This is a genomic window from Burkholderia sp. EMB26 (genome assembly GCF_024730645.1).
Lineage (GTDB): Bacteria > Pseudomonadota > Gammaproteobacteria > Burkholderiales > Burkholderiaceae > Burkholderia > Burkholderia cenocepacia.
This window is the reverse complement of sequence record NZ_CP078072.1, coordinates 513,982-531,607: the sequence shown is the minus strand read 5'-3', so window position 1 is coordinate 531,607 and position 17,626 is coordinate 513,982. Positions and strand designations below refer to the sequence as shown.

General features: G+C 68.3%; 20 protein-coding genes. 10 read left to right on the top strand and 10 right to left on the bottom strand.

The features are described from left to right. Window positions 1–67: 67 nt before the first annotated feature. Window positions 68–949, top strand: a complete 882-nt coding sequence (locus tag KU887_RS32695) for an endo alpha-1,4 polygalactosaminidase (RefSeq protein WP_006498249.1) — start codon at window positions 68–70, stop codon at window positions 947–949. A gap of 175 nt (window positions 950–1,124) precedes the next feature. Continuing rightward, entirely contained in the window at window positions 1,125–2,252 is a 1,128-nt protein-coding gene (locus KU887_RS32690; RefSeq protein ID WP_034204030.1) for a porin, read from the top strand. 19 nt (window positions 2,253–2,271) lie between these two features. Here KU887_RS32690 and KU887_RS32685 read toward each other — a convergent pair whose 3' ends face one another. Continuing rightward, a complete protein-coding gene (locus KU887_RS32685) occupies window positions 2,272–2,493 on the bottom strand; it encodes a hypothetical protein (RefSeq protein WP_006489160.1) in 222 nt (73 codons plus the stop codon). Between the two features lie 65 nt (window positions 2,494–2,558). Beyond that, complete coding sequence (locus KU887_RS32680) at window positions 2,559–2,822, bottom strand: HPr family phosphocarrier protein (protein WP_227739741.1); 264 nt, start codon at window positions 2,820–2,822, stop codon at window positions 2,559–2,561. Between the two features lie 351 nt (window positions 2,823–3,173). On the opposite strand from KU887_RS32680, the gene KU887_RS32675 reads away from it, so the two are divergent. Beyond that, window positions 3,174–3,527, top strand: coding sequence for a zinc ribbon domain-containing protein YjdM (locus tag KU887_RS32675; protein ID WP_006498247.1), 354 nt, complete (start codon window positions 3,174–3,176; stop codon window positions 3,525–3,527). 67 nt (window positions 3,528–3,594) lie between these two features. After that, window positions 3,595–4,431 carry a hypothetical protein gene (locus KU887_RS32670; protein WP_006489174.1) on the top strand — a complete coding sequence of 279 codons (837 nt, stop codon included), beginning with the start codon at window positions 3,595–3,597 and terminating at the stop codon, window positions 4,429–4,431. 60 nt (window positions 4,432–4,491) lie between these two features. On the opposite strand, the gene KU887_RS32665 is transcribed toward KU887_RS32670, so the two are convergent. Beyond that, window positions 4,492–4,677 carry a ribbon-helix-helix protein, CopG family gene (locus tag KU887_RS32665; protein WP_006489181.1) on the bottom strand — a complete coding sequence of 62 codons (186 nt, stop codon included), beginning with the start codon at window positions 4,675–4,677 and terminating at the stop codon, window positions 4,492–4,494. An 89-nt stretch (window positions 4,678–4,766) separates the two neighbouring features. Further along, the gene (locus KU887_RS32660) at window positions 4,767–5,525 is read right to left on the bottom strand and encodes a YoaK family protein (protein WP_059722956.1); all 759 of its coding nucleotides are present in this window, start codon (window positions 5,523–5,525) and stop codon (window positions 4,767–4,769) included. A 242-nt stretch (window positions 5,526–5,767) separates the two neighbouring features. Between KU887_RS32660 and KU887_RS32655 the strand changes: the two genes are divergently transcribed. Together KU887_RS32655 and KU887_RS32650 are read left to right on the top strand one after the other, a co-directional pair. Continuing rightward, window positions 5,768–6,118 carry a hypothetical protein gene (locus KU887_RS32655; RefSeq protein ID WP_006489163.1) on the top strand — a complete coding sequence of 117 codons (351 nt, stop codon included), beginning with the start codon at window positions 5,768–5,770 and terminating at the stop codon, window positions 6,116–6,118. Beyond that, a complete protein-coding gene (locus KU887_RS32650; RefSeq protein ID WP_006489184.1) occupies window positions 6,115–6,327 on the top strand; it encodes a twin transmembrane helix small protein in 213 nt (70 codons plus the stop codon). The genes KU887_RS32655 and KU887_RS32650 overlap by 4 nt, the downstream gene beginning before the upstream one ends. A 111-nt stretch (window positions 6,328–6,438) precedes the next feature. Here KU887_RS32650 and KU887_RS32645 read toward each other — a convergent pair whose 3' ends face one another. From KU887_RS32645 to KU887_RS32620, 6 genes are all read right to left on the bottom strand, one after another. Then, entirely contained in the window at window positions 6,439–8,118 is a 1,680-nt protein-coding gene (locus KU887_RS32645; protein WP_258258472.1) for an ABC transporter ATP-binding protein, read from the bottom strand. Continuing rightward, window positions 8,115–8,984 (bottom strand): ABC transporter permease, encoded by an 870-nt coding sequence (locus KU887_RS32640; protein ID WP_077175850.1) that lies wholly within the window; start codon window positions 8,982–8,984, stop codon window positions 8,115–8,117. Before KU887_RS32640 ends, KU887_RS32645 begins: the two co-directional genes overlap by 4 nt. A gap of 13 nt (window positions 8,985–8,997) precedes the next feature. Then, on the bottom strand, window positions 8,998–10,008 hold the full coding sequence (locus KU887_RS32635; protein ID WP_258258471.1) for an ABC transporter permease: 1,011 nt from the start codon (window positions 10,006–10,008) through the stop codon (window positions 8,998–9,000). A 61-nt stretch (window positions 10,009–10,069) separates the two neighbouring features. After that, window positions 10,070–11,710 carry an ABC transporter substrate-binding protein gene (locus KU887_RS32630; protein WP_258258470.1) on the bottom strand — a complete coding sequence of 547 codons (1,641 nt, stop codon included), beginning with the start codon at window positions 11,708–11,710 and terminating at the stop codon, window positions 10,070–10,072. 77 nt (window positions 11,711–11,787) lie between these two features. Then, window positions 11,788–12,363 carry a GNAT family N-acetyltransferase gene (locus KU887_RS32625; RefSeq protein ID WP_112751540.1) on the bottom strand — a complete coding sequence of 192 codons (576 nt, stop codon included), beginning with the start codon at window positions 12,361–12,363 and terminating at the stop codon, window positions 11,788–11,790. Beyond that, window positions 12,360–13,499 (bottom strand): MsnO8 family LLM class oxidoreductase, encoded by a 1,140-nt coding sequence (locus tag KU887_RS32620; RefSeq protein WP_063899355.1) that lies wholly within the window; start codon window positions 13,497–13,499, stop codon window positions 12,360–12,362. Before KU887_RS32620 ends, KU887_RS32625 begins: the two co-directional genes overlap by 4 nt. Before the next feature lie 334 nt (window positions 13,500–13,833). Here KU887_RS32620 and KU887_RS32615 point away from each other — a divergent pair, with 334 nt between their 5' ends. The 4 genes from KU887_RS32615 to KU887_RS32600 all read left to right on the top strand — a co-directional run bounded on the left by KU887_RS32615 (window position 13,834) and on the right by KU887_RS32600 (window position 17,625). Further along, window positions 13,834–15,141 carry an NtaA/DmoA family FMN-dependent monooxygenase gene (locus tag KU887_RS32615; protein WP_058903637.1) on the top strand — a complete coding sequence of 436 codons (1,308 nt, stop codon included), beginning with the start codon at window positions 13,834–13,836 and terminating at the stop codon, window positions 15,139–15,141. Window positions 15,142–15,318: 177 nt separating this feature from the next. Beyond that, a complete protein-coding gene (locus KU887_RS32610) occupies window positions 15,319–16,122 on the top strand; it encodes a transporter substrate-binding domain-containing protein (protein ID WP_309138193.1) in 804 nt (267 codons plus the stop codon). Window positions 16,123–16,126: 4 nt separating this feature from the next. After that, window positions 16,127–16,861, top strand: coding sequence for an ABC transporter permease (locus tag KU887_RS32605; protein ID WP_006498235.1), 735 nt, complete (start codon window positions 16,127–16,129; stop codon window positions 16,859–16,861). Continuing rightward, window positions 16,858–17,625: an ABC transporter permease gene (locus tag KU887_RS32600; protein ID WP_006489186.1), complete on the top strand. Its 768-nt coding sequence runs from the start codon at window positions 16,858–16,860 to the stop codon at window positions 17,623–17,625. Before KU887_RS32605 ends, KU887_RS32600 begins: the two co-directional genes overlap by 4 nt. The last annotated feature ends 1 nt before the right edge of the window (window position 17,626 follow it).

Below are 17,626 nucleotides of genomic sequence, written 5' to 3'. Positions count from 1 at the left end.
GGCAACCGGCAGTTCCGCAACGCGCAGTTCCATTCGTCATTCCGATCCCTCCACTGGAGATGCTTCGATGAAAAAAATTGCACGCAACCTTTCCGGTGTCGCGGCGCTCGCGCTGTGCGCCTCGATCCTGCAGGCCTGCGGCGACGGGTCGTCCGATCCGTTGTCGGCCAAGGCCTTTGCCGCGTCGCCGCCGGCCGTGGCGGCGCCCGCGCGCGCCGCGTCGCACTGGACGCCAGCGGTGGGCGATACGTGGCAATGGCAGCTCAAGGGCAAGCTCAATACGTCGTACAACGTGGCCATCTACGACATCGACCTGTTCGATACCGACGCGGCGACGATCGCGGCGCTCAAGCAGGCGGGGCGCAAGGTCGTCTGTTATTTCTCCGCGGGCAGTTCGGAGAACTGGCGGCCCGATTTCTCGAAGTTCAAGGCGTCCGACCAGGGCAACAAGCTCGACGACTGGGAGGGCGAGCGCTGGCTCGACATCCGTTCGAGCAACGTGCGCGAGATCATGACGGCCCGCCTCGACCGCGCGGTGGCGAAGGGATGCGACGGCGTCGAGCCGGACAACGTCGACGGCTATGCGAACGACACCGGTTTCCCGTTGCAGGACACCGATCAGTACGCGTTCAACGTGTTCATCGCGAACGAGGCGCACAAGCGCAATCTGGCGGTCGGGCTGAAGAACGACGTCGATCAGCTCGTGGCGCTCGAACCGTCGTTCGACTTCGCGGTGAACGAAGAATGCAACGAGCAGAAGGAGTGCGACGGCTACACGGTGTTCACGTCGAAGAACAAGCCGGTGCTGAACGCCGAGTATGCGGGCAAATACCGGACGCCGAGCGGGCAACGCACGCTGTGCAATGCGGCGCGCGCGCTCAACATGCGCACGCTCGTGCTGGCGAAAAAGCTCGACGACAGCTACCGGTTCAGCTGCGACGGCGCCTGATCGAACCGCGCCCGTCGTGACGGGCGAACCTGTGTGACCGGTGTCCGCGCGCGCACGCTCCGTGCCCGGGCGTGCGCGTCGCGCGCATCGGATGCCGCGATCCGGCGCGCGATGCATGGCCGACGCCGCATCGACGTCCGTTCAAATCGATTCGCACTACTTATTCAACAATACGATGAAAAATTGCATGCTGATTGCAGGCGCTGCCGTGGCGGCCGCGCTTTCCGTCGCCGCGCGCGCGGAGGGTTCGGTCACGCTGTACGGCACGATCGATACGGGTGTCGCGTATCTGAACCACGCGGAAGGCGGGAAGTCGCGCGTATCGATGTCGTCGGGCGCGTTGTCGGCGAACGAATGGGGATTGACCGGCAGCGAGGCGCTCGGCGGCGACATGAACGCGATCTTCACGCTCGAGAACAATTTCGACGTCGGGACCGGCCAGCTCGACGGCGGCCGGCTGTTCGGCTCGAAAGCGTTCGTCGGCGTCGCGTCCGCGACGTGGGGCACGCTGACGCTCGGCCGGCAGAACGATCCGGTGACGGATCTCGTGCAGCCGATCACGGCCGACGCGTTCAGCGGGCTCTTCGCGCCGCCCGGCGACGTCGACAACTACGACAGCAGCGTGACGTTCAGCAACGCGGTCAAATGGACGAGCGCGGCGTGGCACGGCGTGACGGTTGCGGCGATGGTGTCGCCCGGCGGCGTGGCCGGCGCATCGGGGTCGGGGCTCGCGTATGCCGGCGCATTCGGCTATGCGGACGGTCCGCTGAGCGCGGCGGCCGGCTACCTGCACGTCGACAACGGCAACGCGCTCCGTTCGACGCGCGGCGCATCGTCGGCCGATTCGTTCTTCAACAGCGCGGTGAACCGCGCGTATGCGTCGGCGCGGTCGATCGAAGTCGCGCGCGCCGGGGTGCAGTATGCGATCGGCAACGTGACCGTCGGCGCGGCGTTCAGCTTCAGCGAATACCGGCCCGACGCGTCGTCGACGTTCGTGCACGCGCAGCGCTACCGGAACGGTTCGGCGTTCGCGCAATGGCAGGCGCTGCCGTCGCTGCTGACGATCGTCGGCTACAACTTCACGTGGTCGGGCGGCGATTCGTCCGCGCGCTATCACCAGGTCAATGCCGGCGTCGACTATCTGCTGAGCAAGCGCACCGATCTCTATACGACGGTCGGCTACCAGCACGCGAACGGCTTCAACGGAACCGGGCCGGCCCAGGCCGTGATCGGGTCGTACAACGTCGATGCCGGCACGAATTCGCAGTTGCTCGCGATCGTCGGCATCCGGCACCGGTTCTGAGCCCGGTTGCCGGCGCGCGTTATTTGCGGCTTTTCAGGAAGGAGCGTCCTTCGGCCGTGATCGATGCGCCGGAGCGGCCGTGCGCGGGATGGCTGACGAACCCGGCGCTGACGAGTTCCCGCGCGATCGACCAGCCGAGCGCCGGCGCGTCGCGGCCGTAGCGAACATCGGCGAGCCGTTCGAGCGCCCAGATCGCGGAGGCCGACAGGTTGGGGGTGTTGGACGTGAGATTGTCGTTCATCGCTTCCTCGGGAAATGGGGTGTCGGGGTGGACGGCGCATGGCCGCGGGATCGGCGGCGCAAGCGTCAGCTTGCCTGCAGCAACGGCAGCAGCGCCTGCAGCGCGGCCTCCTCGTCGGGGCCGGTGGCGAGCACCTGGGCCGACGTGCCGCCGTGAACCTGCAGCGACGCGATCGCGCCGCCGTCTTTTGCGTTGCTGCTGTGCCCGTTCGCGATCAGCTGGATGTCGCTGTCGAAACGGCGTGCCGCGGCGACGGTCGCGTCGCGCGCGGCGCGGCCGCGATTGCGGTTCCATGCGGGGCCGATTTGAACGTACACAACGATTGCCACGATGCTGGAAAGCCTCCGGACAGGTGGGCGGGGCGGTGCGCGCCATGCACGGTTGCGCACGTGTTGCGGACATCGGGCGGCCGGTATTCACGATTTATCCCGCAGGGTCGCGGGTGCCGGCCGGGCGGAGTGCGCGCACCATCCGGCGCGAACATGCCGACATCCGCTGCGAAGGCGCATTCAAGTGCGCGGATTGTCGGGAAGTGCGTGATTATAATGCATCGGCCAGATCATGTGAATTGCATTATAATGCGGTGTGCGCCGATGCCGGCCCGCGGCGTTGCCGGCGGGCGTGTCGCCCGCATCCGGGCGCGCAACCTGCTCGCCCGGCATCATCGAACTCCTCCCCGAATGGAAGCCGCAATGAATGCCCCCGCCTGCCCGCAATGTGCAATGGAAAACACTTACCCGGACGGTGCGCTGACCGTCTGCGCGGACTGCGGCCACGAATGGTCGGCCGACGCCGGCGCCGAGGCCGGTGACGAACCGGCGGGCGACGTCGTCAAGGACGCGAACGGCAACGTGCTGTCGGACGGCGATTCGGTCGTGCTGATCAAGGATCTGCGTGTGAAGGGCTCGTCGATCACGCTGAAGATGGGCACCAAGGTCAAGAGCATCCGGCTCGTCGGCGGCGATCACGAAGTCGACTGCAAGACCGACATGGGCGGCTTCATGCTGAAGGCGTGCTACCTGAAGAAGGTTTGAGCGCGCGGTTCAGGCGACCGTTGCCTTCGCGTTTTCATCCGCCGCGTTTTCATCCGACTACCCGCACATGGCCGAGGATCGAACTTCCTATGACGCGTTCGTCAGGTTCCTGGCGACGCCGCTGAACGATGGCCGGCCGTTCGTGCTGCGGACGCAGCATGCGGTGTCGCTGCACTTCGATCATTTCGGCACGCAGAGCTTCATGTCGCTGCGCGATCCGATGCGGCTGGAGCTGGGTTATACGCGCGTGATGATGGGTTTCCTGCTGCTGCAGCCCGAGCCTGCACACATCTGCATGCTCGGGCTCGGCGGCGGTTCGCTCGCGAAGTACTGCTACCGTCACCTGCCCGGCACGACGATCGATGCGGTCGAGATCAATCCGGACGTGATCGCGCTGCGCGACGTGTTCAGGATTCCTGCCGATGATGCGCGGTTCAGCGTGGTATGCGCGGACGGCGCGGATCATCTGGAGCGGGCGGACGTCCGGACCGACGTGATCCTGCACGATGCGTTCGTCGCCGACGGTATGCGCGGCCGCTGTGCCGGCCGCACGTTCCTCGACGCGTGCCGCGCGCGCCTGAGCGCATCCGGCGTGCTCGCGATCAACTTCATGGACGACGATCCGGCGTTGCCGCAGCACCTCGAGCAACTGCGGTCGGTATTCGGTTCGTCGTATGCGCTGCTGCCGTGCGGCGACGACAACAACTTCGTCGCATTCGCATGGAAGGACGGCAGCCGGCTGCCGTCGTTGCGTATCCTGCTGGAGCGGGCGCTCGCGTGCCCGCAGGCCGGCGAACTGAAGCTGGCTGCCACCGCGAGGCGCATGAAGCACGGCGAGGGCATCGATCCGCGGCGGCTGGTCTGGCGCGCGCAGTCGCACGAACGTTGGGAGATCGGCGCGTAACGGTACCGGGCGGTACCGGGCCGGCGAGGCCGGCGCCGCGCGCGGCCGGTGCGGCCGCGCTTACTTCACGCGCTTGCCGATCGCGCTCCGGGTCTTGTACGTGACGCCGTGCCGGTCCAGATATTCGCGGATCAACTGCCGTACGACTTGCGACGGCGTAAGATCCTGCTCCGCGCAGAGCATCTCGAAGGCTTCCTTCTTCGCGGGATCGATCAGGACGGTCAGGCGGGCGGTTTTCGTTTCCATGACGGGGCGAGGGTGGTCGATATGTTAATCAAATTATAATCGATCCGCTTTCGGCGTTACCGCGCGCGAGCGCCGCCTGTCGCGCACGATCAGCGTTTGCTGCGCAGCAGCGCGAGCAGGTCGTCGATCACCGGCACGATGGCGAGCGTGACGAGCACCGCGGCGAGCGGCACGGTCGACACGTAGCCCACGCGCTTGAAGCCGATCGCGCCGGCCAGGCCGCCGACGAAGAACGACGAGAGCATCGTCGCGTGAATCCGCAGTTTCGAACGGTTGGCGATCACCGCGTGTGCGTCGACGTCGATGGCTGACCGGTTCCAGTAGAACAGCTTGCCGAGCTCGATGCCGAGGTCGGTCACGATGCCCGTCATGTGCGTCGTGCGGATCTCCGCGCCCGACAGTTTCGTGATCGTCGCGTTCTGCAGCCCCATGATGAAGCACAGCAGCGTCACGGTCACCGGCACGAAGAAGGTTTCCCACAGGGCCAGATGGCTGCCGAGCAGCCCGAACAGCAACAATAGCGCGGCTTCGATCAGCAGCGGCAGCATGAACTGGCTGTGCAGCCCGCGGCGGCGCCCCCAGTTGACGAGGACCGCCGAGCACGCGGCGCCGATCAGGAACGACCCCAGCGAGCTGATGCCGGCGAGCGCGAGCCGCACGTCGCCGAGCGCCGTCTGGTCGGCGATCGCCGACACGATGCCGCTCATGTGCGACGTGTACTGCTTGACCGCGAGAAAGCCGCCGGCATTGGCCGCGCCGGCGACGAACGCGAGCGAAAACCCGAGCTGGCGGTTCGCGGTCGCGCTGCGGTGTTTTCCCGTCAGGTTTCGAAAGTACTGCGCTGGCATAAGGGTGTCGCTCGATCGTCGCGGATTCGCGGTCACAGGCCGAAACCGGTGCCGGACGTCGTGACGGGCACGCCGCTTGCACCGGATACCGGGGCTGTCGAATCATGTGATGAACATGATAATGTCATTATCATACTCTGTTGGCCGGATGGTGCTTTCAGTACAATGATGGAAGGCGCCGCCGGCTGGCTGTTTCGCCGCTGCGCGGCGCGCGCTTGCGATTCCCTTCTGCCCACCGCTTCATGACCCCGATCAAGTTCATCCTGCGCTACACGGCGATCCCGTTCACGGCCATCGTCGCCGTGGTGATCTGGACTGTCATACCATCGTCGAAAGAGATCGATGCGAGACAATATGCGGCGCTGTCGCGCGCGTACGCGAGTTTCCCGCTGCCGTTCCGGCGCGAGATCTCGGACACGATGGAGCACGGCACGATCAACGACCGGCGCTATCAGGCGCTCGTGCGCGATTCGCTGGGCAACGGCGTCGCGCTGGACTGGCCGGCGTCGGGCGTCGGCGGCGTCGCCGACGAGCGGCAAAAACTGGCCGAACTGATTCAGGCCGATTCGGATCTTCAAAGGCAACGGCAATGAAAACCCTGCTGGTTTCTGTGGCATTCGCGATGATCATCGCGAGTTTGATCTTCGCGCTGTACTTCATGAATCACGATCGCGGCAAGTCCAAGCGGATGGCGTGGTCGCTCGCCGCGCGCGTCGGGTTGTCGGTCACGCTGTTCCTGTCGCTGCTGATCGCGTACAAGCTCGGCTGGATCGAACCGACCGGGTTGCCGATCGGGCGCTGACGCGCGATTGCCGCGCGGTTCGATCCCGCGTGATCGCGCCGAAGTGGACTTGACGGCGAGAACCGGTGGTCGATCAGCCCGTGACGGCGGTTCGACGGGGGCAGGCAGCCGTCATGCGAGCGCGGTGAGGGTTGGGGCGATGACCGCGCTGCCGGGCAGCGTGGGCAGTGCGTCGAGGAGCGACGCGGTATACGGGTGCGACGGCGCGTCGAATACCTGCGTAACGGGCCCGCTTTCGACCACGCGGCCCCGCCGCATCACGAGAATCCGGTCGGCCACGTGATGCACGACGCCCAGGTCGTGCGAGATGAACAGCATCGCGGTGCCGTGTTCGGCCTGCAGATCGGCCAGCAGGTCGAGCACCTGCGCCTGGATCGACACGTCGAGCGCGCTGACCGGTTCGTCCGCGACGAGCAGCGCCGGGTTGGACGCGAACGCGCGCGCGATCGCGACGCGCTGGCGCTGGCCGCCGGACAATTCGCGCGGGTAACGGTCGAAGCACGCCGCGCCGAGCTGCACTTCGTCGAGCAGTTGCAGTACGCGGCGGCGGCGTGCGTCGCCGTGGAGTCTGGCCACCTCGAGCCCTTCGCCGATGATCCGGCCGACCGAATAGCGCGGATCGAACGAACTGTACGGGTCCTGGGCGATCAGTTGCAGCCGCGCCCGGCGGGTGCGCCGTGCGGCTTCGGGGATGCCGTTCCATGGCCGGCCGTCGAGCGTGACGGTGCCGGCGTCGGGTTCGACGAGCCCGAGCACGATGCGCGCGACCGTCGATTTGCCGGAACCGGATTCACCGACGATGCCGAGCGTCTCGCCGCGCGCGAGGGAGAACGACACGCCGTCGACGGCGGCAGGCGCATCGCGCCCGCCGTAGCGTTTCGTCAGCGCGTCGACGGCCAGCACCGGCGCCTGCGTGTCGATGCGCTTCGGCGGCAGGGGCACGCGCTCGGCGCTCGCCAGCCGGAACCCGCGCGACGCGGCGGTGGGAATTGCCGCGAGCAACGCACGCGTGTACGGATGCGCCGGTGCGCTCAGCACGTCGCGTGCCGGCCCCTGTTCGACGACCTGGCCCGCGCGCATCACGAGCACGCGGTCGGCCAGATCGGCCACGACCGCGAGGTCGTGGCTGATCAGCAGGATCGCGTCGCCGGCGTCCCGGCGCGCACGCAGCAGCGACAGGATCTGGCGTTGCACGGTCATGTCCAGCGCCGTGGTCGGCTCGTCGGCAATCAGCAGCGACGCACCGCCCGCGATCGCGGTGCCGATCAGCACGCGCTGCCGCAAGCCGCCCGACAACTGATGCGGATACTGCGGCAGCCGCCGCTCGGGATCATCGATGCCGACCGCGCGCAGCAGGTCGGCGCTACGCGCGGCGACATCGTGCCGGCGCGTATCGTGCAACGCCTCCGCGACGAGGTCACGTACGCGCCACAGCGGGTCGAGCGACACCAGCGCGTCCTGCAGCACGTAGCCGATCCGGCGGCCGCGTATCGTGCGCCAGTCGCGCTCGCGATGGCCGCGCGCGTCGGTGCCGGCGATCTCGAATCGGGCCGCGTCGATCACGGCGCGCGGGCCGTTCAGCCCGACCAGACTGCGCGCGGTGACCGACTTGCCGGAGCCCGACTCGCCGACGAGCGCGACGCATTCGCCGGCATGCACGGCCAGGTCGAGCGGGCCGACGACGGGCTGGGTGCCTCGCGGGCCGCGAAACCCGATCGTCAGACGCTCGATGCGGACCAGCGGCACGGCGGCGTCGGTCGTTGCGCTCGCAACGGTATCGCGCGTGCTCATGCTGTCTCCCGGTGCTCGAAGCGCGCCTGCCAGTAGCCGCCGAGCGCATTCACGGCGATCACGGCCGCGGTGATCGCAAGGCCGGGCCACACCGCGATCCACCACGCGTTGTACAGATAGTTGCGGCCCTCGGCGAGCATCAATCCCCATTCCGCCGCGGGCGGCTGCGGCCCCATTCCGAGAAAGCTCAACCCCGACGTGCCGATGATCGCGGTGCCCAGCCCGATCGTCGCGAGGACCGGCACCTGCGCGATCGCATGCGGCAACACGTGCCGCCACACCAGTACCGCCGGCGCGAGGCCGAGGGTGCGCGCGTGCTCGACATAGCCGGACGCCGCGACGACGAAGGTTTGCGCCCGCACCACGCGTGCGAAGCGCGGTACCGACGCGACGCCGAGCGCGAACACGAGGTTGACCGCGCCGGGGCCGGTGAACGAGATCAGCATCAGCGCGAGCAGCAGGTCGGGAAACGCGGACACGACGTCGAGCACGCGCGTGATCAGCTCATCGAGCCAGCCGCGCGCGAGGCCGGCGCACAGCCCGAGCGCGGTGCCGAACAGTGTCGCGACGCCGATCGCAGCCGCGCTGATCGACAGCGAGTAGCGGGCGCCATGTACGACCCGCGAGAAGATGTCGCGGCCGAGCTGGTCGGTGCCGAGCCAGTGCTCGGCGCTGCTGCCGAGCTGCGCGGACAGCGGATCGGCCGCCAGCGGGTCGTAGTGCGCGAGCCAGCCCGGTGCGACCACGGCGATCGCGTTCAGCAGCAGATACACGGCGGCGAGCGCGAGGCCCGGATGGCGGCGCAGCCAGCCGGCGGCGGCGAATGTGGCGGGCGTGCGCAACGTGAAGTCGATGGGCGTGGACATCGAAGTCTCCGGTTCAGCGCGCTGCGCGGCGGTCGCGCAGGCGGGGATCGATCAGCAGGTACAGCAGGTCGACGGCCGTGCTGAGCGTGACGTAGATGGCCGCCGACAGGATCGCGATCGCGAGGATCACCGGCATGTCCTTCGACAGCACCGCGTCGACCGTCACCTTGCCGAGGCCCGGCCGGCCGAACACCTGCTCGGTGATCACCGCGCCGCTCAGCAAGCCGCCGACGAGCCAGCCGGCGAGCGTGACGGCCGGCAGCGCCGCATGGCGCAGCGCATGGCGCACCCGCAGCGCGAGCCCGCCGATGCCCCACGAACGCACCGTCAGCGCGTACGGCTCGTCGAGCGCGCGCTCGATGCCTTGCCGCAGCACGCGGCCGATCACCGCGCCCTGCGCGAGCCCGAGCGACAGCGCGGGCAGCACGAGCGACGCGAAGCCGCGATCGCCGGCCACCGGGAACAACTTCAGCGTGAAGCTGAACACGAACAGCAGCATGATGCCGAGCCAGAACGACGGCGTCGACGCGAGCAGCAGTTCGACACCCGATGCGGCGCGGCCGGCCCAGCGTCGGCCGGCGGTCAGTACCGCGAGGCCGACCGCGAATACGATCGTCACCACCAGCGCCGCGCCCGTCAGTTTCAGCGTCGGCCATAGCTGGCCGAGCACGAGCGGCGCGACGTCGGTGTTGAGGATGTACGAGCGGCCGAACTCGCCGTGCAGCACGCGCCACAGGTAATGCAGGTATTGCAGCGCGAGCGGCTCGTCGAGCCCCCATTCCTGGCGGATCGCGGCCTCGATCTCCGGCGTACTCAACTGCTCGCCGATCAGGATGCCGACGATATCGCCCGGCGCGAGATGCACGGCCGCGAACGACAGCGTCACCGCGGCCCACAGCACGAGCGCACCGGTGGCGAGCCGCGTCGCGACCGGCGAACGCAGCCAGCGGCGCCACGCAGCCGGCGGCGCAGCGGCAGGCCGCGCGTCCGGGACGGAGACGAAAGCGGACGACGGACGGTTCATGGTCGATTCTCCTGTCGGGGCGGCGCGATGGGCGAGGCGAAGCAGGCCGGCACGCGTCGGCTTACTTCTTCACCCACACGTCGTACGGGTTCTCGGGCATCTGCGCGAACGAGCGGAAGCGCAAGCCCTGGACCGCCTTCGCGGCGGCGATCTGGTCTTCCGGCTCGTACAGCGGCAGCGCGTACGCCTGTTCGTTGATCGCGAAGTGCTGCAACTCGCCGTACAGCTTCTTGCGCTCGGCGACGTTCTGCGTGCGGGCGGCCGCCTGCAGCCAGCGCGTCAGCTCGGGCGCCGCCGCACGGCTGTAGTTCAGCGCACCGCCGCGGTCGACGGGCAGGTAGTGGCCTTCGATGTCGATGCCGTCCGGCGGCGTGTTCGAGTTCGCGATCGAACCGAACTTGCCGCTCTTGCGCGCCTCGACGTACGTGCCGTCGTCGACGTACTGAATCTTCAGGTCCACGCCCAGTCGTTGCCGCGTTTGTGCCTGCAGCGCCTGCAGCAGCACGTCGCGCTGGTCGCGCACGGTCGCCTGCGCCTGGACGACCGCGATCGTCAGCCGCTCGCCGTGCTTCGTGCGATAGCCGCCGCTGTCGCGCGCGCTCCAGCCGGCTTCGTCCAGCAACTGGTTCGCGAGCTTCGGGTTGTTGCCGTAGGTCTTTTCGATCGACGCGTCGTAGAACGGATCGATCGGCGACGTGATGCCCCAGGCGCGCGTACGCTCGCCGCGGTAGATCGACTGCACGATGCCGGTCGTGTCGAGCCCTTCGAGCAGCGCGCGGCGCACCTTCACGTCCTGCGTCGGGCCGTAGCCGACGTTCAGGAACAGCGAGTACGGCGTGCCGGTATTGAGCGCGCGGCGGTAGGTGAAATCGGCGTTCTTGCGGATCAGCGCGGCGTCGTTGCCGGACACGCCCTCGATCACGTCGACCTGGCCGGACAGCAGCGCGCCGGTGCGGACCGACGATTCGGGCAGGAACCGGTAGACGATCCGATCGAGGTACGCGGGGCCCTGGTGGCCCGCGGTCGGCGGCGCCCAGCGATAGTCGGGATTCTTCGCGAACTCGATTTCCTGGCCCTTCACGTAGCGGCGCAGGATGAACGGGCCGGTGCCCGCGATGTCGGGGCCGCCGGATTTCAGGCCGGGCCGGTCGAACGCGTTCGGCGACAGCAGCGGCAGCCGGCCCGCGAACGTCAGGAACGGCGCATACGGCGCGTCGAGCGTGATGACGACGGTGTGCTCGTCCGGTGTCTTGACGTCGGCGACGTGCGAGATCAGCCGCGCAAGCTGGCTGCCGGCCGCATACGACAGTTCGCGCGCGTTCAGGAAATTGCGGGCGACGGCCTTCGCGTCGAACGGCGCGCCGTCGGTGAACTTCACGCCGTCGCGCAGCGTGAACGTGTAGGTCTTGCCGTCGGCGGAGACCTTGTAGCCGGTCGCGAGCCACGGCACGTAGCTGCCGTCGGGCTTCTGCGCGAGCAGGCTTTCATACGCGTTGCGCAGCAGCAGCTCGACCTTGTCCTGGCCGTTCAGTTGCGGGTTCAGCGTGCGGGGCTCGGTTTCGACGCCCCAGGTCAGCGTGCCGCCCGCGACGGGCGCGCCCTGGGCGAACGCCGCATGCGGCAGCGCGAGCGCGAGCAGCAGCGCAGCCGATACGGTGCGGCGCGACGCGCGCGGCGCGGAATCCGGAAATGCGAATGTCATGCGAGAAAGCCTTTTACGAGGTGGATAGCGGTGGATGCGGTTCGCGTCGTTTATGTGGGCCGGCGCGGCACGTCATGTCATGCGTTCGCGTGGATGCGCTCGCGGTCCGGGGCGGTATCGTCCGCTGTCGGGGCCGGGTAGAGATCCGGGATCAGGATTTTTCTCAGCCAGACGAGCGGCGTGCCGAGCGCATTCGTCGAGTGGTCGAACGGCTGATAGCCGCTACGCTCGTAATACGACGGCAGCCATGGATGGTTGGTCGCGGTCGCGAGATACGTCGCCGGCGCCTTCACCTGCGACGCCAGGAACTGCGTCTCGACGTGCGCGATCAGCGCGTGTCCGAATCCCTGCCGCTTGAACGCTGGGGCGACCGCGAACCAGTGCAGGAACGGATAGGGCGTGCGATGGCGTTCGCCGGATACCCACGGAAACCGTACGGTCAACGTGGCCGCGAGGGCGGTACGGCCGTCGGGTGTCGCGTGTTCGAGCACGAACGTCGTTTCGCGCGCGATGGTCTGCGCGACGCGTTCGATCGGCGAGCGCGTGATCGTGAAGTGCACGCCCTGCGCCGCGAGCGGCGCGTAGGCGTTCTGCAGCAGCGCATAGACGGCCGGCACGTCGTCCGCGCCGGCGATGCGGATCGTATCGGTCATGGCGCGGTGCCTTCGAAGTGCGGTTGATGCGTGGTCGTGCGCGCGTTCCACCCGTCGCGCGCCGCCGCGGCGTCGTGATCGTCGGCGGGCGCGCCGGCCAGCAACCGCAGCGACGCAATCCGCGGTGCGGCATCGGCGAGTGGCGTGTCGACGACGAATTCGGCAATCCCGTGACGACGATGCAACGCGTCGAACTCGCGCAGCACGTCGTCGCGCGTGCCGTGCACGATGCGCGTTTCGCGCGGGTCGATCCGGTGCGGGCCGCCGCCGGCCTGACGGATGTACGCATGCGCCTGTTCGACGCTGCCGACGTTGACGGCCGGCGTGTCGCCCACCTGCACGCGAAAGCCCTGATGGCCGCTCGCGAGCCGCGCGGCCGCGTCGCGGGTGCCGGCGACGATCGCGGAGACGGCCAGCAGCGGCGTGCGGCCGCCCGACGCTTCCCGATAGGTATCGAACGTGCGCGCCAGATCCGTTGCCGATGCGTTCAGGTGCGACGCGTAGACGAACGCCCAGCCGAGCCGGGCGGCGAGCGTCGCGCTTTCCGCGCTCGCGCCGAGCAGGAACGGTTGCGCGGGCGTTGGCGGTCGCGGCGTCGCATGCAGCGTGGCCGCGTCCTCGCCGGTCGCATCGGTTGTCGCATCGTCACCGTGGAGATGGCGATTCAGCGCGTGGGCCAGATCGGCGAAGGGCGCGCGTCGCGCCGGATCGTAGCCGTCCTGCAGCGCGCGCGTCGACAGCGGCAGGCCGCCCGGCGCCTTGCCGATGCCGAGATCGACGCGGCCGGGCGCGAGCGACGCGAGCAGGTTGAAGTTTTCCGCGATCTTGTACGGACTGTAGTGCTGCAGCATCACGCCGCCCGATCCGACCCGAATGCGCCGCGTCTGCGCGAGCACGTGCGCGATCAGGATTTCCGGCGACGGGCACGCGAGCGCGGCCGTGTTGTGATGCTCGGCGAGCCAGTAGCGGTGATAACCGGCCGCATCGGCGAAGCGCGCGAGCGAGACGCTGCGCGCCAGCGCGTCGGCGGCGGTTTCTCCGGGCGCGACGGGGCTCTTGTCGAGCACGCTCAAGCGGAACGGCAACGCGGACAAAGCGGACGAATCGGTGTGGGAGCGGATGGCGTCGAACGTCATGATGAAGCGATCGGCGCGGGTCGAAACGGCCGGATCAGCGGGTTTGGCATGCCGAATTATTTTGCGTCGTCGTTCGCACGGTCAAACAATCAAGAAGAATATCGAAAGCCGAAAATATTCGTTCCGGCCGACCGGGGGGCTTGCGTTATGGTCGTTGGCTGCGCGCCTCGCGGCGCGTGCGTGGAGCCTGCCCGACGATCTCCGGCGCGAGTACGCTCGCCGTCGCGATGGCCGCAGGCATGCCCCGATTCTCCGACCGAACGGAATCACGAGGAATCCGAATGAATGAGCAACGCGAACGACGTACGGCCTTCACGACGACCGGAGCCGCGTCATGAGCGGCGCACGCAGACGGCTCAAGACGCTCGTCGGCGCGGCGAGCGTGCTGTACGCGCCCGGCGATGCGGATGTCGGGCAGGGCGTGCGGCGCGCGGCGTCGCTCGCGCGCAAGGCGGAAGCCGAGAAGATCACCGGCCTCTTTACCGCCGATCTGCTGCAGGCCGATGCGGCCGGCCTCGCCGGGACCACCGGCAGCCAGGAGCCGATCGTCGCGCTGGCGGCGCTGAGTCAGGCGACCTCGGCCATCGGGCTCGTCGCGACCGTGTCGACGACGTATCACCATCCGTACAACCTCGCGCGGCTGATCGGCACGCTCGATCACGTGAGCGGCGGCCGCGCCGCGTGGAACGCGGTCACGTCGTCGGTCGGCGAGGAGAATTTCGGCGATGCCGCGCTGCCCGACCCGGAGCAGCGTTATGCGCGCGCGGCCGAGTTCATCGAGGTCGTCAACGCGCTGTTCGATGCGAACCATCCGCGTGCGACGCGTCGCGGGCCGGGTGGCGGCATCTCCGTCGATCCGCTCAAGCTCGGCGCGATCGACTATCGCGGCGCGCATTTCCAGGTACAGGGGCCGTTGAACGTACCGCCTTCGGCGCAACGGCGGCCTGTGCTGTTTCAGGCGGGGCAGTCGGCAGGCGGCGTGGCGCTCGGCGCGCGGTATGCGGAAGTCGTCTACACGTCGCAGCCGACGCTCGACGATGCGCGCGCGTTCGTCGCCGAGCTGCACCGGCAGGCGGCTGCATTCGGCCGCGGCGACCGGCCGCCGCTCGTGATGAACTCGTTTCATTCGGTGATCGGCGAATCCGATGCCGACGTCGCGCGGCGCTTGCGCGACAAGCATGAGCGCATCGACTACGAACAGGGCAGGCTGAAGCTTGCCGACATGCTCGGCGGCGGTGTCGACCTGCGCGGCCTGCCGCTCGACCAGCCGTTGCCGGCATCGCTGCTGCCGGCGATCGACAGCGTGCACCGCCGGCGCGGGCGCGTGGCGATCTTCGTCGGCTATGCGCGCCAGCGGCTGACGCTGCGCGAGCTGATCGTGCGTGCGCAGGAGACCGGGCACTGGTTCGTCGCGGGTACGCCGGAGCAGCTCGCCGATGCGATCGAAACGCGCTATCGCGCGGGGCTCGTTGACGTGCTGTCGCTGCACGGGCTCGGCCAGCCGGACCAGGAGGACTTGTTGCTCAACGGCTTGCTGCCCGAATTGCGGCGGCGCGACCTGCTCGATACCGACTATGTAGGCGGCGATTTCCGCGCGAACCTGGAACTGCCGGCGTTGCGGCGCGAGGCCGTGGCAGCGTGAACGGATGACTCGCGCACCGGGCGAGGACGTTGGCCGGTGCGCGGTTCGGCGCATATCGCGCGATCAGATATCCATCGAAAAAATAACCATTTGGTACACGCTTCGGCGCGCATTACAGTCTCGCCTCCTGCCGGCCGCCACGCCGGTCGTTCCGACGTTATTTCAGAAATGCGCCACATGAATCGTTTGATGCGTTCCAGGGTCCGCCGTGCCGCGGCCGCGCTGTTCGTGCTCGGCCTCGCGCCGGTTTCCCATGCGGCCCAGCCGACGTTGCGCGTCGGCATCGACGCCGAGTCGTACCCGCCGTTCTTTTCGAAAGATGCCGGCGGCAAGTGGAAGGGCTGGGAAATCGACGTGCTCGATGCCGCGTGCGGCAAGCTGAACGTGCGGTGCGAGGTCACCGACATCGCGTGGGACGGCCTGATTCCTGCGTTGCAGAACCGCAAGATCGACGTGATCTGGTCGTCGATGACGATCACCGGCGAGCGGCAAAAAGCCATCGATTTCAGCCGTGCGTATTACGAATCGCCGACGGTGTTCGTCGGCGCGAAAAGCGACCGGCGCCGCGTCGACTGCGCGGTGCCCGCGACCTTCAAGGGCAGCGTGATCGGCGTCGAGGCCGGCACCAACTTCTCCGCGTTCCTCGATGCCCGCTTCAAGCAGGACGCGCAAGTCAAGGCGTTCGACAAGTTCGACAATGCGCTCGCGGATCTGGTGTCCGGCCGCGTCGACTACGTGCAGGAAGGCAAGGGGCTGTTCACGGCGTTCCTCGCGTCGCGCGACGGCAAGGACTTCGAGATCAAGGCCACGTGCGCGGACAATCCGGTGCTGGGCCTCGGCATCGGCGCGGGCGTGCGCCATGGCGATGCGCTGCGCGGCAAGCTGTCGACCGCGATCGCGCAATTGCAGCAGGACGGCACGTGGGATGCGATCACCGCCCGCTATCCGAACCTGAAGGGCACGATCGAGAAGGGGCGTTGAGCGCATGGCCGCGGACGATTCGCTGCTCGCGTTGCTCGCCTTCGGCGACGGCGGTTATGGCCGCGTGTTCGCGGGCGCGTTCGCGCTGACGTTCGGCGTCGCGGCCGCGTCGTTCTGCACCGGCGTGCTGCTCGGCATCGCCGGCGCGCTCGGCAAGCTGTCGCGATACGCGGCGCTCGTGTGGCTGGCGCGGCTCTACACGATGCTCGTGCGCGCGCTGCCGGAGTTGTTGTGCCTGCTGCTCGCGTTCTACGCGGTCGCACCGGCCATCGAGAACGCGTTGCGCGGCAGCCGCATCGTAGCCGGCGACTTCGCGTTCGACCCGTTCGTCGTCGCCGCGCTGTCGCTCGGTTTCATCCAGGGTGCGTATCTCACCGACATCTTGCGCGCGGCGCTCGTCAACGTGCCGGTCGGGCAGATCGAAGCCGCGCACGCGTACGGGATGACGCCCTGGCAGACGTTCACGCGTATCCGGCTCCCGGCCGCGGCGCGGCTCGCGCTGCCGGGCGTCGGCAACGTGTGGCTGAACGCGACCAAGGACGCGTCGTTCATCAGCGTACTCGGATCGTTCACGGATCTGCTGAAGGCGAGCCAGCTCGCGGCCGGTGCGACGCGGCACTACGTCTTCTTCTATCTGGTCACGGCCGCGCTGTTCCTGCTGCTGAGCATCACGTCGACGGGCATTTTCGCGGCGCTCGAGCGGCATGCGAACCGCGGCACGACGCGCGCGACGACATGATCTTCTCGCTGCCGTTCCTGCTCGACACGGTGATGCCGAAGCTGCTCGCCGCGGTGCCGACCACGCTCGCGCTGACGCTCGTATCGGGTGCGGCCAGCGTGCTGCTGGGCGTGCCGCTCGCGCTCGCCGCCGGTGCGCGCCATGCGCCGCTGCGCTGGTCCGCGCGTGGCTGGCTGATGCTGATCCGTGGCACGCCGCTGCTCGTTCAGCTCTATCTGCTGTACTACGGATTCGGGCAGATCGTCCCGCGCGAATGGATGCGCGACAGCTGGGCGTCGCCGCTGCTACGCGACGCGTTCTGGTACGCGATCGTCGCGCTGAGCGTGAACGAGAGCGCGTACGTGGCGACAATCCTGCGCGGCGCGATCGCCGGCGTGCCAGCCGGCGAGATCGAGGCCGGCCACGCATACGGGATGACGCGCATGCAGGTGCTGCGCCGCATCGTCGGCCCGCGTGCGTGGCGGCTTGCGCTGCCCGCGCTCACCGGCGAGGCGATCCTGCTGCTGAAATCGACCGTCCTCGCGTCGACCGTGACCGTGTTCGACGTGATGGGCACGGCCAATACGCTGCGCTTCGAGACGTTGCGCGTGTACGAGCCGCTGGCCGGTGCGGCGATCGTCTATGTCGTGCTGGTCGCGCTGCTGACCATTCCCGCCGCCCGCGTCGAGCAGCGCATCAATCGCTACCTGACGCGCCAGCCCGACGAACGCGTGCCCGCACGGCGCAGCCGCGCGTCGTCGGGCGCGTGGGCGGCCCCCAACTGAT

What these genes read in the sequence shown, in the direction of transcription:
- KU887_RS32695 (WP_006498249.1), top strand. Translation starts at nt 68, where the DNA reads ATGAAAAAAATTGCACGCAACCTTTCCGGTGTCGCGGCGCTCGCGCTG.
- KU887_RS32690 (WP_034204030.1), top strand. Translation starts at nt 1,125, where the DNA reads ATGAAAAATTGCATGCTGATTGCAGGCGCTGCCGTGGCGGCCGCGCTT.
- KU887_RS32685 (WP_006489160.1), bottom strand. Translation starts at nt 2,493, where the DNA reads ATGAACGACAATCTCACGTCCAACACCCCCAACCTGTCGGCCTCCGCG.
- KU887_RS32675 (WP_006498247.1), top strand. Translation starts at nt 3,174, where the DNA reads ATGGAAGCCGCAATGAATGCCCCCGCCTGCCCGCAATGTGCAATGGAA.
- KU887_RS32670 (WP_006489174.1), top strand. Translation starts at nt 3,595, where the DNA reads ATGGCCGAGGATCGAACTTCCTATGACGCGTTCGTCAGGTTCCTGGCG.
- KU887_RS32665 (WP_006489181.1), bottom strand. Translation starts at nt 4,677, where the DNA reads ATGGAAACGAAAACCGCCCGCCTGACCGTCCTGATCGATCCCGCGAAG.
- KU887_RS32660 (WP_059722956.1), bottom strand. Translation starts at nt 5,525, where the DNA reads ATGCCAGCGCAGTACTTTCGAAACCTGACGGGAAAACACCGCAGCGCG.
- KU887_RS32655 (WP_006489163.1), top strand. Translation starts at nt 5,768, where the DNA reads ATGACCCCGATCAAGTTCATCCTGCGCTACACGGCGATCCCGTTCACG.
- KU887_RS32650 (WP_006489184.1), top strand. Translation starts at nt 6,115, where the DNA reads ATGAAAACCCTGCTGGTTTCTGTGGCATTCGCGATGATCATCGCGAGT.
- KU887_RS32645 (WP_258258472.1), bottom strand. Translation starts at nt 8,118, where the DNA reads ATGAGCACGCGCGATACCGTTGCGAGCGCAACGACCGACGCCGCCGTG.
- KU887_RS32640 (WP_077175850.1), bottom strand. Translation starts at nt 8,984, where the DNA reads ATGTCCACGCCCATCGACTTCACGTTGCGCACGCCCGCCACATTCGCC.
- KU887_RS32635 (WP_258258471.1), bottom strand. Translation starts at nt 10,008, where the DNA reads ATGAACCGTCCGTCGTCCGCTTTCGTCTCCGTCCCGGACGCGCGGCCT.
- KU887_RS32630 (WP_258258470.1), bottom strand. Translation starts at nt 11,710, where the DNA reads ATGACATTCGCATTTCCGGATTCCGCGCCGCGCGCGTCGCGCCGCACC.
- KU887_RS32625 (WP_112751540.1), bottom strand. Translation starts at nt 12,363, where the DNA reads ATGACCGATACGATCCGCATCGCCGGCGCGGACGACGTGCCGGCCGTC.
- KU887_RS32620 (WP_063899355.1), bottom strand. Translation starts at nt 13,499, where the DNA reads ATGACGTTCGACGCCATCCGCTCCCACACCGATTCGTCCGCTTTGTCC.
- KU887_RS32615 (WP_058903637.1), top strand. Translation starts at nt 13,834, where the DNA reads ATGAGCGGCGCACGCAGACGGCTCAAGACGCTCGTCGGCGCGGCGAGC.
- KU887_RS32610 (WP_309138193.1), top strand. Translation starts at nt 15,319, where the DNA reads ATGAATCGTTTGATGCGTTCCAGGGTCCGCCGTGCCGCGGCCGCGCTG.
- KU887_RS32605 (WP_006498235.1), top strand. Translation starts at nt 16,127, where the DNA reads ATGGCCGCGGACGATTCGCTGCTCGCGTTGCTCGCCTTCGGCGACGGC.
- KU887_RS32600 (WP_006489186.1), top strand. Translation starts at nt 16,858, where the DNA reads ATGATCTTCTCGCTGCCGTTCCTGCTCGACACGGTGATGCCGAAGCTG.